Source organism: Leifsonia sp. McL0627 (genome assembly GCF_058244615.1).
In genome coordinates, this window is sequence record NZ_JBZCGM010000003.1 from 879,890 (window position 1) to 893,602 (window position 13,713).

Sequence of the window (13,713 nt, forward strand, 5' to 3'; positions counted from 1 at the left end):
GGCTCCGGGGAGTACGTAGGCTGGAAGTCGTGTGACGCCGGCACCCATCCGGCGCATCGGAATCGCAAGGAGCGCTCGTGGCGAGCTCAGACTATTCGGCCAGACATCTCTCAGTCCTCGAAGGCCTGGAGGCGGTGCGCAAGCGCCCAGGCATGTACATCGGATCGACGGACTCGCGCGGTCTGATGCACTGCCTCTGGGAGATCATCGACAACTCCGTCGACGAGTCGCTGGCCGGTCACGGCACGTCCATCGAGGTCGTCCTGCACGCGGACGACAGCGTCGAGGTGCGCGACAAGGCGCGCGGCATCCCGGTGGACATCGAGCCGAAGACCGGGCTGTCCGGGGTCGAGGTCGTCTTCACCAAGCTGCACGCGGGCGGCAAGTTCGGCTCCGGCTCGTACGCCGCATCCGGTGGGTTGCACGGCGTCGGCGCCTCGGTCGTCAACGCGCTCTCCGAGCGGCTCGACGTCGAGGTCGACCGCGACGGCAAAGTCTGGGCCATGTCGTTCCACCGCGGAGAGCCCGGCGTCTTCGACGACGGGAAGAACCCGCCGAGCCCGGACGCCCCGTTCACGCCGTTCGTGAAGAACAGCGAGCTGCGGGTGGTCGGCAAGGTGGCGAAGGGCGTCACGGGGACGCGCATCCGGTATTGGGCGGACAGGCAGATCTTCACCAAGGGCGCGAACTTCCAGGGAGACGACCTGATCGGGCGCGCGCGTCAGACGGCGTTCCTCGTGCCGGGGCTTGCGATCAGCATCGACGACAAGCGCAGCGACGAGGCGGAGAAGACCACCTTCGAATACCAGGGCGGCATCTCCGAGTTCGTCGACTTCCTTGCGCCGGACAGCCCGATCACCGAGACCTGGCGCCTCACCGGCAACGGCACGTTCACCGAGACGGTGCCCGTGCTCTCCGACAGCGGCGCGATGCTCCCGACCGAGCTGACCCGCGACTGCGAGGTCGACATCGCGCTGCGCTGGGGCACCGGATACGACACCGTGATGCACAGCTTCGTCAACATCATCGCGACCCCGAAGGGCGGAAGCCACCAGACCGGCTTCGACCAGGGGATGCTCAAGTTCCTCCGCGCGCAGGTCGAGCAGAACGCGCGCAGGCTGAAGGTCGGCAGCGACAAGCTCGACAAAGACGACGTGATGGCCGGGCTCACAGCCGTGCTCACCGTGCGCCTGCCCGAGCCGCAGTTCGAGGGTCAGACCAAGGAGATCCTCGGGACGCCCGCCGTGCGCGCGATCGTCGCCCAGGTGGTGCAGAAGGCGATGGCGGAGCGCTTCGGGTCGTCGAAGCGCGATGACAAGGCGCAGTCGGCCTTGCTGCTCGACAAAGTCGTCGCCGAGATGAAGTCCAGGATCTCCGCTCGTGCCCACAAGGAGACCCAGCGCCGCAAGAACGCGCTGGAGACCTCATCCCTGCCCGCGAAGCTGGTGGACTGCCGGTCGAGCGATGTGGGCAACAGCGAGCTGTTCATCGTCGAGGGCGACTCGGCGCTCGGCACTGCGCGGCGTGCGCGCGACAGCGAGTACCAGGCACTGCTGCCGATCCGCGGCAAGATCCTCAACGTGCAGAAGGCGTCGGTCTCCGACATGCTCTCCAACGCGGAGTGCGCGGCGATCATCCAGGTGATCGGAGCAGGCTCCGGACGCAGCTTCGACCTGTCTACGGCCAGGTACGGCAAGGTCATCATCATGTCCGACGCGGACGTGGACGGGGCGCACATCCGGACGCTGTTGCTGACGCTGTTCTTCCGCTACATGCGGCCGATGATCGAGGAGGGGCGTGTGTTCGCCGCCGTTCCTCCGCTGCACCGCGTGATCGTGATGAACCCGGGATCCAAGCCGAACGAGACGATCTACACATACTCGGAGGCGGAGCTGCAGGCCGTGCTCGCCGACCTGAAGAAGCGCAACAAGCGCTACCAGGAGCCGATCCAGCGCTACAAGGGACTCGGCGAGATGGATGCGGACCAGCTCGCGACCACGACGATGGACCGCCACCACCGCACTCTGCGGCGCGTGCGCGTCCCGGACGCAGAGCAGGCTTCTCGCGTCTTCGAGCTGCTGATGGGCAACGACGTCGCCCCGCGCAAGGAGTTCATCATCGCCGGTGCCGACGACCTCTCCCGGGCCCGCATCGACGCCTGACGCCCACTCCTAAGCGATCGAGCCGGGACTTATGTACGTCAGACACGGTGTGTCGCGTGCATAAGTCCCGGCTCGATGGCTTGGGGTGGGGAGTCAGGCGAGGCGGCGGCCGATGGCGGCGACGACCATGTCGAGGGGGGTGCCGGAGGCGTCGCGACGGGTCGGGGTGTCGGGGAGCGAGCGGGCGGCGCCGTCCGCGGCGACCGCGAGGGCCGGAGCGCGTCCGACCCAGGCGAGCTGCAGCTCGGTCTCGCCCTTGAGGAATCGCTGGGACCGCACGCCGCCGGTGGCCCTGCCCTTGGCGGGGAACTCGGCGAACTCGCTCACCTTGCCGCTGCCGGGGTCGGCGCCGAGCAGCGTCTCGCCTCCGGTCGCGATGGTGACGACGACGGTCTCGTCCTTCTCGTCGGCGGGGACCGTGCCGAAGAAGACGACCCGCGCATCCGGAGCCAGGTTGATGCCGGCCATGCCGCCAGCCGACCTGCCCTGCGGACGCACCGCAGAGGCGGCGAAGCGCAGCAGCTGGCTGTCGCTGGCGACGAACACCAGTTCGTCGGTCTCGTCGCCCTGCACGGCGCCGACGACTTCGTCGCCCGCCTTGAGCCCGATGATCTCGAACTCCGGCTTGTTGGCCCAGTCGCCTGCGGTGACCCGCTTGACGACACCTTGCTTCGTTCCGAGGGCGATCGACCGCGGTGCATCGAGCGACACGATGGCCAGGATGCGTTCCTTGCGGTCCGCGAGCGCCAGATAGTCGCCGATCTTCACGCCGGCGCCGAGCTGGATCGAGTTGACGGGGGCCGCAGGAAGGTCGACGGGGGAGAACCGGATTAGACGCCCCCGGTTGGTGACAGCGCCGATCTCGGTGCGCGTGGTGGTGTCGAGCTGGGACAGGATCGCGTCGTGCTTGCTCCGGCGCGCCGGGGCGGCGATGCGGTCGAGGCCGCCGTCGTCGCCCGGCTGCTGGTCCACCCGCAGGATGCGCCCGGTGGTCGACAGCAGCACGCGGCACGGAACGTCGGCGACTTCGAGCACGACCTGCTGCTTGCCGCGTGCGGATGCCGTCGCGATGGACGGGCGCGCCTCGGTGAGCAGCGTGCGGCGCGGGGTGCCGAACTTCGCGGCGACCTGCTCCATCTCGTCCGAGACGAGCGCGTTGATGCGGTCGCGGCTGGCGAGCAGCTCCTCGAGCTCGGCGATCTCCGCTTCGAGCTGGGCCTTCTCGGTCTCGAGTTCGATGCGGGAGAAGCGGGTGAGGCGACGCAGCCGCAGTTCCAGGATGTAGTCGGCCTGCAAGGTGCTGAGGTCGAACACATCCATCAGCCTGGTGCGCGCCTGGTCGGTGTCGTCGCTGCCGCGGATGACCTGGATGACCTCGTCGATGTCGAGGATGGCGATGAGGAGGCCTTCGACCAGGTGCAGGCGTTCCTTACGCCGGGCGAGGCGGTACTGGGAGCGGCGGGTGACGACCTGAATGCGGTGGCTGAGGTAGACGGACAGCAGCTCTCGCAGTCCGAGGGTCTGCGGGCCGCCCTCGACGAGCGCGACGTTGTTGATCGAGAAGCCGTCTTCGAGTGGCGTGTGCCGGTAGAGCTGTTCGAGCACAGCCTCCGGACTGAACCCTGTCTTGATGCCGATGACGAGCCGGAGGCCGTGCTGGCGGTCGCTCAGGTCGGTGACGTCGGAGATGCCGGAGAGCTTCTTGGAGTTGACGCCGTCTTTGATCTTCTCGATGACCTTCTCCGGGCCGATCAAGTAGGGAAGCTCGGTGACGACCAGGCCGCTCTTGCGTGCGGTGATCGACTCGACGGTGACCTTGGCGCGGGTCTTGAAGCTGCCGCGGCCGGTCGCGTACGCATCTCTGACGCCGGAGAGGCCGACGATCGTGCCGCCCGTCGGCAGGTCGGGGCCCGGCACATACTCCATCAGGTCGTCGAGGGTCGCCTCCGGATGGGCGAGCAGGTGGCGCGCGGCGCCGACCACCTCGATGAGGTTGTGCGGGGCCATGTTGGTGGCCATGCCGACCGCGATGCCGCTCGCTCCGTTGACCAGGAGGTTCGGGAAGGCGGCGGGGAGCACATCCGGCTGCATCAGCTGGTTGTCGTAGTTGGGGACGAAGTCGACCACGTCTTCGTCGAGGTCTTCGGTGAGGGCGAGCGCCGCGGCGGCGAGGCGTGCCTCGGTGTAGCGGGGGGCGGCGGGCCCGTCGTCCAGGGAGCCGAAGTTGCCGTGTCCGTCGATGAGCGGGACGCGCAGGGTGAAGTCTTGGGCCATGCGCACGAGGGCGTCGTAGATGGCGCTGTCGCCGTGCGGGTGCAGCTTTCCCATCACTTCGCCGGTGACACGGGCCGACTTGACGTGGCCGCGGTCCGGGCGGAGGCCCATCTCGGTCATCTGGTACAGGATGCGCCGCTGGACCGGCTTCAGGCCGTCGCGGGCGTCTGGCAGCGCTCGGGAGTAGATGACGGAGTATGCGTACTCGAGGAAGGAGCCCTGCATCTCGGTCGTGACGTCGACGTCTTCGATGCGTTCGGTGGTGCCCGCTGCGGCCTGGTCGTCTGCTGGTGTCATTCGTGCAATCTCGGGAGGGGAGAGAGGGGCGTCAGCCCGTCACGCTGTGACAAACTGGGCCGGATGCCCCCCATGCTACCGGCCGCGTTCACCACGCGAGCGAGCCTTGCCGCTGTTCTGCCAAGTTCCCTGTCCGCGCTCAGCGGCGATGCGAACGAGCTCGGACTCCCCGCGCTCGACCAGGTGGTCGTCGTGGTGGTCGACGGGCTCGGCGCCTCCTCGCTGCGCGCCCGTTCCGGCCACGCCAGGACGCTCGCCCCTCTCCTCGGCAAGACGACGACGATCGACGCCGGATTCCCGACCACGACCGCCTCTGCGCTCGCCACCCTCGCGACGGGCACGACCCCCGGCGAGCACGGCCTCGTCGGCTACCGCGTCCTCGACACCGGCAACGACAGGATCGTCAACCAGCTGAGCGGCTGGGACGACCGCCTCGACCCCGCCACCTGGCAGCGCTCGCGCACCGTGTTCGAGCAGGCACGGGATGCGGGGGTCGCCACCCGCGCCATCGGCCTTCCGAAGTACAGCGAGTCCGGTTTCACTGCTGCCGTGCTGCGTGGGGCGGAGTTCGTCGGAGGCCGCACCATGGCAGACCGGTTCGCGGCGGCGGAGCAGGTGCTCAGCACCCCCGGCCGAGCGCTCACCTACCTCTACGTGGCCGAACTCGACCAGCTCGCCCACGCGAAGGGCTGGGAGTCGCCGGAGTGGACGGCCGCCCTCGAAGCACTGGATGCGCTGGTCGCGTCGCTCGCACGCCGCCTCGGCCCCCGTCAGGGGATGCTGCTGACCGCCGACCACGGCGTCATCGACGTGCCGGTGAGCGGCCACGTGCTGTTCGACACCGCGCCAGAGCTGATCGATGGCGTCCGGCTGATCGCGGGGGAGCCGCGCTTCCTGCACCTGCACCTGGACAGCCCCGACGACGCCACGGCGGTCGCCGAGCTGTGGCGCTCCGCGGAGGGCGACAGGGCGTGGGTGGCGACGCGCGCGGAGGCGATCGAGGCCGGCTGGTTCGGCCCGTCCGTGCATCCGGAGGTCGCGCCGCGCATCGGCGACGTGCTGGTGGGCGCGCGCAAGCGGGTGGCGTATTACGACTCGCGGGACAGAGCAGACACCGGCCGCGGCATGATCGGCCAGCACGGCTCGCTCACTGCGGACGAGACGCGGGTTCCTCTGCTGCGGTTCGGGGCCGCTGGCTGAACTCGACCGGCACTGTGGCGACCGGCACCGTGGTGACCGGAGCCGTGGCGACCGGCACCGTGACCGGTTCTGTTTCGTTGGGGTCCTCCGGCGCCGGCGGCAGGTGCCGTGGACGGGGGCGGAGCAGTGAGCGCACCCACTGCCACCAGTGCGCGATCCCGCGGCCGGGGCCCCAGTCCTTCAGCTTCATCGCGTGCTTCTCGACCACGTGCCAGGAGAGCCAGGCGCAGATCGCCGTGACGATCGTCGCGCCGAGCAGGTACGGGAAGAAGCCGAGCTTGAAGAGGCCGAAGTATGCGAGCGTCTGCTGCACGAGGAAGCCGTAGATGTAGACGCCGTATGAGTAGTCGTTGGTGCGTCCGACGCGGCGGAGGGGTCGGGGGAGCACAGCCCCGAGCCAGAGCACGAAGTACACGCCTGCCGGGACTCCGAAGACGGCGTAGCCGCCGTTCAGCAGCGTCAGGACGAGCACGAGACCGCTGGCGACGCCCAGGCGGTGGTCCAGCGGGATCGACCGCGAGTACACGGCGATCAGGGCGCCGACCATGAACGGGTAGCTCATCCAGAGCAGCAGCACGCTGCCGAACATCGGGGTGACGTCGCCCATCATGCCCGGCGAGACGATCTGCACGATCTGGCCGATGGCGATCACGGCCGTGACGGCCGCGACGATCGGTCGTGCCTTGAGCAGGACCGCCGAGGCGCACATCGCGGCGATGATGAGATAACAGGTCCACTCGTAGTCGAGGGTCCACAGTGACCCATTGAGCACGCTGGCGCCGGTCAGGCGGCCGTATGGGGTGGTCTGCTGGAAGATGTCCTGGATGCCGAACGAACCGACGCGGAGGGTCCAGTTGGAGGCGATGTAGTGCCACGGACTCGTCGGGGCGAGCGAGAAGTACGCGGTGAACGAGTGGCCGTCGAGGACCCAGATCAGCGGACCGATGACGAACGCGCCGACGCCGAGCACCACCAGGAACGCTGGGAAGATGCGCAGAGTGCGGCGCCAGAGGAACTGCAGGACGTCGGCGGACATGCCGCTCTTGGCGATCAGGTATCCGCTGATCGCGAAGAAGCCTGCGACGGCGAGTGATCCGAGGTTCGCCTGACTGTGCACCCACTTCCCGCCGAAATCGGGGCCGAAGCCGCCGAGCGGGAACGTGTGGTCGACGAGCACCAGGAACGCCAGAACGAGGCGGATGAAGCCCAGGGCGTTGTCGTGGCCGCGGAGGCCGACGCCGATGGAGCGCAGGGAGGCGTCGGCGGAAGGCATTCGGCTATCCTAAACGACCGCCCGGACGCGGCAGCACCGGGCGGTCACAGTGGCTAGGCCAGGTCGTCGTCGGTGCGGGCGCCGAAGACGATCTCGTCCCAGCTCGGCATGGAGGCGCGGCCCTTCTTGCTCGCCCTCGCGGACGACGACGACGCGGACGAGTCGGAGGACGACGACGAAGACGGTGACGATGTCGGAGCCGTCGGTGTCGCCGTCGGCGCGGACGCCTCCGGCGCAGCGGGAGCGGCGTCGACGGGAGGGTCGAAGATCGCGATGGGCTCGTCGATCAGCCGGAACGGCGCATCGCCGAGCTCGGGGGAGTCGCCCCGCAGTTCTCCACGCAGGTCTCCGCGCACATCCACCGGCTCGTCGTACACGGCCGCTTCGCGTTCGCCGCGGCGGCGGCGCAGTGCTTCGAGCAGGTCGGCGGTCTGATGCAGGTCGCGCGGGGTCTCGTCGTCTGCGCGTTTGATGGCGGAGATGGCGATCGAGTTGTTGGCGCCGTTCGGCGTGCGGCTGTATGTGAGCGGCTCGAGCGGCTGGGTGATCTCCGGACCGAGCAGGTCGGGGGCGTCGGGGAACGTGAAGGCTCCGCTGTCGAAGCGCGACTCGTCCGGCTCGCCCTCGTGCGGCATCACTGCGCGCAGCCTCGGGATGAGGGTGCCGCCCTTCAGCTCGCCGGCCTGGGAGAGCGTCGTCGCCTCCGAGTTGAGCGGCGCGAGGGCGTGCTTGCGGGCGTCGTAGCCCCAGCGGGCGTCGTGGTCGATCAGGTCGGCCGTGAATTCCAGCTTGACGATCCAGCCGGCTTCGCTGTCTTTCCAGCTCGCCCAGCGCTCTCCGGCGACGCCGAGCGACGCCAGCCTGTCGCGGATGACGGAGCCGAACGTGTTGCCCTCACCGAGCGGATCGACATCCGCCGTGGTGACGACCGGCACGCTCAGCGCGCTCGCGACGATGTGCTCGCGTTCGGCGACGATCGGTCCCTCGAAGCGCTGCACGTAGTCGAGCGGGGCGCCGGTGACGCTCGCGACGTCCTCAGCGGACATGCCCGACCGGATGTGCGCCTGCACTTCGCGCGGCGACAGCTTGGGTGCTGTGGCGGAAGTCCTGCCTGACCTGGCGGATCTTCGACTGCAGCACATCGTCGACGGCGATGCGGAACCGCTCACCGTCGTCGCCGACGGCGAGCAGTGCGCCGCTCTCGACCCCGATGACCTTCAAATCCTGCATGATGGATGCCTTCCCAGCTGCGTGCGTACCGGCCCAGGATGCCACGGAAACGGCCGGAATCCGGGGAATAACCGTGGCGTGCCGGAAGTTGAAAACCGAGCAATCACCGAGAGGCAGCCGAGTGGTTTGCTATTCGCACCACGATGATGCAAACTATGGCCGCCGATTGCGAAGAATCGGCCGTTAAGTACGAGAAGTGGATGGGCATGGCAACGGATTACGACGCACCGCGGAAGACCGAAGACGACTCCGAGTCGATCGAGGCCCTCAAGGAGCGAGTTCCGGACAAGATGTCCGGTGTTGTCGACGTCGAAGACGCCGACAACCCGGGCGGATACGAGCTTCCCGGAGCCGATCTGTCGGACCTCGACCTCGACGTCGTGGTGCTCCCGCCGCAGGCGGATGAGTTCACCTGCGTGAACTGCTTCCTGGTGAAGCACCGCTCGCAGATCGATCACGAGACAAAGCTCGGACCGATCTGCGTGGAGTGCGCAGCTTAGGAGCGAAACCTCACGACGCGAGTCGAGCCTCATCGAGAACCCGGACCAGCTGGTCCGGGTTTCTTGTTGAGACCAGCCAGTACGGCGCCGGGTCGCTCGCGTCGAGCACGGGGATCTTGACGACGGGCTTCACCCAGCCGCGGATCAGCAGCCAGGCGCGTGCATCCAGCAGTCGGCCGCGCTGCAGCGACGCCTCGTCGCCCGTGTAGGCGGTCGGCTCCCCGACGAACTCCAGCGGGATGCTCGCCCGCCCGGCGATCAGCTCGGTCTTCGTGACGCGCACGGGCGCGGCGGAGGACACGATCATCAGCACGATCGCGATGTAGAACACGATCGCGAGCACGATGCCGACGGCCATATTGATCGGGGCGAACACCAGGATCGTCGCGGGGATGACGAGGGCGGTCGAAATGTAGAGCCAGGGGGCTGCCCACAGGCGCTCACGGTACAGGTCCATGACCCTATTCGATCAGACTTCTGCACTACCCTCGACACGTGACCGATTCCGTTGACGTTCCGATCGTCGCGAACACCCTCCCTGTCTACGCCCACCCCGGCGACGCCGGTGCCGATCTGTGCGCCGCGGAGGCCGTTTCGCTGGACCCGGGACAGCGGCACACGGTGCCGACCGGCGTTTCCATCGCGCTGCCGGACGGGTATGCGGCGTTCGTCGTGCCCCGCAGCGGTCTCGCGGCGAAGCACGGCATCACGATCGTGAACTCGCCGGGAACGGTGGATGCCGGCTATCGCGGTGAAATCAAGGTGACCGTGCTGAACACGGACAGTTCGATGCCGTACGATATCGCCGTCGGCGACAGGATCGCCCAGCTGATCGTCATGCCGGTCACGCGGGCCGTCTTCCTGCCCGTCGACCGCCTGCCGGAGAGCCACCGCGGAACAGCGGGGTTCGGCTCGTCCGGCTACAGAGTCACCCAGTCAGGAGAACACGCTTGAGCGACACCAACGACACCGGCAGCGACAGCTGGGAGAAGTCGGCGCCGGAGGACCGCGCGACGGAGGGGCCGCTCGACGAGAGCGAAGCCAACCCGGTGCGTCCGTACGTCGACCTCGGCGGCGTCAAGATCCTCCCGCGCGAAGGCCTCCACCTCCGCCTCGAGGTCGAGGAGGAGACGCAGCGCGTCGTCGCCGTCGGACTGGACTACGCCAACTCGACGCTGCAGGTGCAGCCTTTCGCCGCCCCGCGTTCGAGCGGCCTGTGGCACGAGATCCGCGAGCAGATCACCGATCAGGTCAACAGGCAGGGCGGTCGCACCTCCGAGCGAGACGGCGTGTTCGGTCCGGAGCTCGTCGCCGAGATCCCGGTCGCTGCGCCGGCCGGTGGCCCGGGCGAGACGCGCGTCGCGCGCTTCGTCGGCGTCGACGGTCCCCGCTGGTTCCTCCGCGGGGTGATCGCCGGCGACGCCGCGATCAAGCCGGACGCGGCAGCCCTGGTCGAGGACCTGTTCCGCAGCATCGTCGTCGTCAGAGGCGACTCCCCGATGCCGCCGCGCGACCTCATCCCGCTCCGGATGCCGACGGCGCCGGAGACCGGTCCCGACAGCTACACCTCGCTCTAGGCAGGACACCGTGACCGACCGCTCCGACAGGGAGCACCCGGCGGAGAACCAGCCGGAAGAGAAGGCGGCCGCGGCCATCGGCGAGTCCATCGCCCGCGCGGCGCAGAAGTCCGGCCTCGGTCAGCTCGCCGACGGCGAGACCCCGACCGGAGCCGCCCTCCTCGGGGCGCTCGGAGGCATCCGCGGCCTGGCCGAGACGATTCTCCCCGGCCTCGTGTTCGTGATCCTGTTCACCTTCACCCAGAACGTGCCGCTGTCGATCGGATGCTCGGTGGCCGTCGCCGTGGTTTTCACGGCCATCCGGATCATCGGCAAGACCCCGGTGACCCAGGCCATCGCCGGGCTTCTCGGTGTCGGCATCTCCGCGATCCTCGCGCTGATCACCGGGCGGGGCGAGGACAACTTCATCCTCGGCATCTGGACGAACGCCGCATACGGCGCCGCCCTGCTGGTGTCGATCCTGGTTCGCTGGCCGCTGATCGGCCTCGCGGCCGGCTACCTGATGGGCGACGGGCTCGCCTGGCGCAGCGTGCGCAGCAAATTCCGGGTGATGCAGGCGCTCACCTTCCTCTGGTTCCTGCTGTTCGCGGCCCGCCTGCTCGTGCAGGTGCCGCTGTACCTCGCGCACACGGACGCGGCGACGACCGCCCTCGGGATCACCAAGCTGCTGATGGGCGTTCCGCTCTACGCGCCGCTCCTGCTGATCACCTGGTTCGTGGTGCGCGGGCAGTTCCCCGAGCAGAAGAAGCCGCCGACGCCAGCTAAACCGCCAGCGCAGAAGCCCACCGAGGGGTAGGCCATGCTGGATGCGCGAACCAGGGAGGGGCTGACCAGCGCACAGGTCGCCGAGCGTCATCAGGACGGCCGGGGCAACACGCAACGCCAGCCGAGCTCGCGCTCCATCGGCGACATCCTGCGTGAGAACATCTTCACGCTCTTCAACGGCATCCTGACCGTCTGCTTCATCGCCGTGATCGTGCTCGGCGACCTGAGGGACGGCTTCTTCTACGGCGTCGTGGTCGTGAACGCGCTGATCGGCATCGTCCAGGAGGTGCGGGCGAAGGTGGTGCTCGACAGGGCCGCCCTCCTTGCCGCCCCCGAGAGCAGGGTGCGGCGCGACGGCGTCGCGGTGACGGTCCCCGTCGATGGCGTGGTGCTCGACGACCTCCTGGTGCTGCGGCCGGGCGACCAGATCCCTGCGGACGCCAAGGTCGCCGAGAGCACCGGTCTGTCGCTCGACGAGTCGATGCTCACCGGCGAGTCCGACCCGGTGTTCAAAGACGAGGACGCGCTCCTCCTATCCGGATCGCACGTCGTCTCCGGCACCGGATACGCGGTCGTCACGGCGGTCGGGGCCGACTCGTACGCCAGCAAGCTGACGAGCGAGATCCGCCGCCACTCGCTCGTGCACTCCGAACTGCGCGACGCGACCAACCGCATCCTGGTGTACCTGTCGTGGATCCTCGGCCCGGTCATCCTGATCACGCTGATCGGGCGCGTGTACGCCTACGGGGGCTGGAGCGAGCTGTTCGTCGACGCGCGCTGGCGTCGAGCTCTGCTGGATGCGGTCGCCGCGGTGGTGGGCATGATCCCGGAAGGTCTCGTGCTGCTGACGAGCCTCGCCTTCGGCGTCGCCGCCATCCAGCTGGCCGCCCGCAAGGTGCTGGTGCAAGAGCTCGCGGCCGTCGAGGTCCTGGCCCGCGTCGACGTGCTCTGCCTCGACAAGACCGGGACGCTGACGACGGGCGAGCTCGCGTTCGACAGGACGGAGCTCGTCGGGCGAGAGGTCCCGGAGGAGCTCGCGGGCATCGCGCTTGCGGCGTTCGGAGCAGACGATGCAGGCAACGCGACCTCTGGCATCCTGTCGAGCGCGTTCAGCTCCGACCGGTTCCGCGTGCTGCGGAGGGTGCCGTTCTCGTCGGCCACCAAGTACAGCGGCGTGGTGATCGTGGTCGACGGCGAGGAGTCGTCGTGGCTGCTCGGCGCCCCGGAGCGCGTGCTCGCGGCGCATCCGGATGATCTGGCCCTGGCGAACGTCATCGCGGCGACCGGGCAGCGGACGCTCGCCCTCGCCCGCTCGGTCGAGCCTCTTCCTCCCGGGTCGCACGTCCCGCTCGACGGCAGGGAGGTGCAGCCGGCTCTGCTCGTCGTCCTCAGCGAGACGGTGCGACCGGAAGCGCGGCAGACGCTCTCCTACTTCGGCGAGCAGTCCGTGCGCGTCATCGTCATGTCCGGCGACAACCCGATCACCGTCGCCGCCATCGCCAGAACTCTCGAACTCGACGGCGACGCCGTGGACGCGTCGACGCTCGACGACGCCGCCGCCCTCGCCGCCGCGCTCGCGACGGCGAACATCTTCGGCAGGGTGAGTCCCGAGCAGAAGCGCGTCGCCGTCGGCCTGCTGCGCGAGCAGGGCAGCACGGTGGCGATGACCGGGGACGGCGTGAACGACGCCATGGCCATCAAAGACGCGAACCTCGGGATCGCGATGGGCAGCGCGACGGCGGCGACCAAGGCGGTCAGCAGGCTGGTGCTGCTCGACAACAGGTTCGACCGGCTGCCGGATGTGCTCGCCTTCGGTCGCCGGGTGATCGCGAATGTCGAGCGGGTGTCCAACATCTTCCTGGCGAAGACGGTGTACGGCATCGTCCTCGCGCTCGTCAGCGCCGCACTGCTGCTGCCGTTCCCGTTCCTTCCTCGGCAGCTGACGCTGGTGTCGACGCTCGCCATCGGCATCCCGGCGTTCTTCCTCGCGCTCGCGCCGAACGCCCGCATCTACACGCCCGGGGTGCTGCCCAGGGTGCTCAAGTACTCCATCCCGACCGGGCTCATCGCCGGTGCCACGGCGATCGTCGCGTACCTGCCGCTGTACCAGAGCATCCCGTTGCGGGAGGCGAGGAGTGTGACGACCATTGCGCTGTTCTGCGTGTCGGTGTGGATCCTCTGCGTCCTCACCAGACCGCTCAGCGGGCCGCGCGTCGCGCTTCTGGCCACCGTGGCGGCGGCGATGGTGCTGGTGTGCGTGATCCCGTGGACCGCCGAGTTCTTCCAGATGCACGTCCCGCTGTCGCCCGAGCTGGCCTGGGGGATCGCGGTCGGCGCGGTGGGGGCGGCGGGAATCGAAGTGTTCTATCGGTTCGCCAGACGGCGCGGCCTGGTGTTCGACCGCGTCTGACGCGTGCTAGATTTATCTTGACGTC

12 protein-coding genes are annotated in these 13,713 nt (G+C 68.7%); 7 read left to right on the forward strand and 5 right to left on the reverse strand.

The window, feature by feature from the left end:
- Positions 1–77: 77 nt before the first annotated feature.
- Positions 78–2,162 carry a DNA gyrase/topoisomerase IV subunit B gene (locus tag AC37TH_RS12430; protein WP_490764657.1) on the forward strand — a complete coding sequence of 695 codons (2,085 nt, stop codon included), beginning with the start codon at positions 78–80 and terminating at the stop codon, positions 2,160–2,162.
- Between the two features lie 93 nt (positions 2,163–2,255).
- Here the strand turns inward: AC37TH_RS12430 and AC37TH_RS12435 are convergent, their stop codons facing one another.
- On the reverse strand, positions 2,256–4,733 hold the full coding sequence (locus AC37TH_RS12435) for a DNA gyrase/topoisomerase IV subunit A (RefSeq protein ID WP_490764658.1): 2,478 nt from the start codon (positions 4,731–4,733) through the stop codon (positions 2,256–2,258).
- A gap of 63 nt (positions 4,734–4,796) precedes the next feature.
- On the opposite strand from AC37TH_RS12435, the gene AC37TH_RS12440 reads away from it, so the two are divergent.
- Positions 4,797–5,933: an alkaline phosphatase family protein gene (locus AC37TH_RS12440; protein WP_490764659.1), complete on the forward strand. Its 1,137-nt coding sequence runs from the start codon at positions 4,797–4,799 to the stop codon at positions 5,931–5,933.
- On the opposite strand, the gene AC37TH_RS12445 is transcribed toward AC37TH_RS12440, so the two are convergent.
- The 3 genes from AC37TH_RS12445 to AC37TH_RS12455 are packed head-to-tail and all read right to left on the reverse strand — an operon-like array spanning position 5,881 to position 8,436.
- Entirely contained in the window at positions 5,881–7,206 is a 1,326-nt protein-coding gene (locus AC37TH_RS12445; protein ID WP_490764660.1) for an acyltransferase family protein, read from the reverse strand. The genes AC37TH_RS12440 and AC37TH_RS12445 overlap by 53 nt on opposite strands.
- 53 nt (positions 7,207–7,259) lie before the next feature.
- A complete protein-coding gene (gene sepH, locus AC37TH_RS12450) occupies positions 7,260–8,276 on the reverse strand; it encodes a septation protein SepH (protein WP_490764661.1) in 1,017 nt (338 codons plus the stop codon).
- Complete coding sequence (locus AC37TH_RS12455) at positions 8,242–8,436, reverse strand: hypothetical protein (protein WP_490764662.1); 195 nt, start codon at positions 8,434–8,436, stop codon at positions 8,242–8,244. The genes sepH and AC37TH_RS12455 overlap by 35 nt, the downstream gene beginning before the upstream one ends.
- 206 nt (positions 8,437–8,642) lie before the next feature.
- On the opposite strand from AC37TH_RS12455, the gene AC37TH_RS12460 reads away from it, so the two are divergent.
- Entirely contained in the window at positions 8,643–8,936 is a 294-nt protein-coding gene (locus AC37TH_RS12460; protein WP_026307201.1) for a DUF4193 domain-containing protein, read from the forward strand.
- A gap of 10 nt (positions 8,937–8,946) precedes the next feature.
- Here the strand turns inward: AC37TH_RS12460 and AC37TH_RS12465 are convergent, their stop codons facing one another.
- Positions 8,947–9,393: a DUF3093 domain-containing protein gene (locus AC37TH_RS12465; RefSeq protein WP_490764663.1), complete on the reverse strand. Its 447-nt coding sequence runs from the start codon at positions 9,391–9,393 to the stop codon at positions 8,947–8,949.
- Positions 9,394–9,431: 38 nt separating this feature from the next.
- Here AC37TH_RS12465 and dut point away from each other — a divergent pair, with 38 nt between their 5' ends.
- From dut to AC37TH_RS12485, 4 genes are read left to right on the forward strand one after another with little or no spacing between them, the layout of a single operon-like run.
- On the forward strand, positions 9,432–9,890 hold the full coding sequence (dut, locus tag AC37TH_RS12470; protein ID WP_490764664.1) for a dUTP diphosphatase: 459 nt from the start codon (positions 9,432–9,434) through the stop codon (positions 9,888–9,890).
- Entirely contained in the window at positions 9,887–10,513 is a 627-nt protein-coding gene (locus tag AC37TH_RS12475) for a DUF3710 domain-containing protein (protein ID WP_490764665.1), read from the forward strand. Before dut ends, AC37TH_RS12475 begins: the two co-directional genes overlap by 4 nt.
- Before the next feature lie 10 nt (positions 10,514–10,523).
- Positions 10,524–11,309: a DUF3159 domain-containing protein gene (locus AC37TH_RS12480; protein WP_490764666.1), complete on the forward strand. Its 786-nt coding sequence runs from the start codon at positions 10,524–10,526 to the stop codon at positions 11,307–11,309.
- Positions 11,310–11,312: 3 nt separating this feature from the next.
- Positions 11,313–13,688: an HAD-IC family P-type ATPase gene (locus AC37TH_RS12485; protein ID WP_490764667.1), complete on the forward strand. Its 2,376-nt coding sequence runs from the start codon at positions 11,313–11,315 to the stop codon at positions 13,686–13,688.
- Positions 13,689–13,713: the final 25 nt, after the last annotated feature.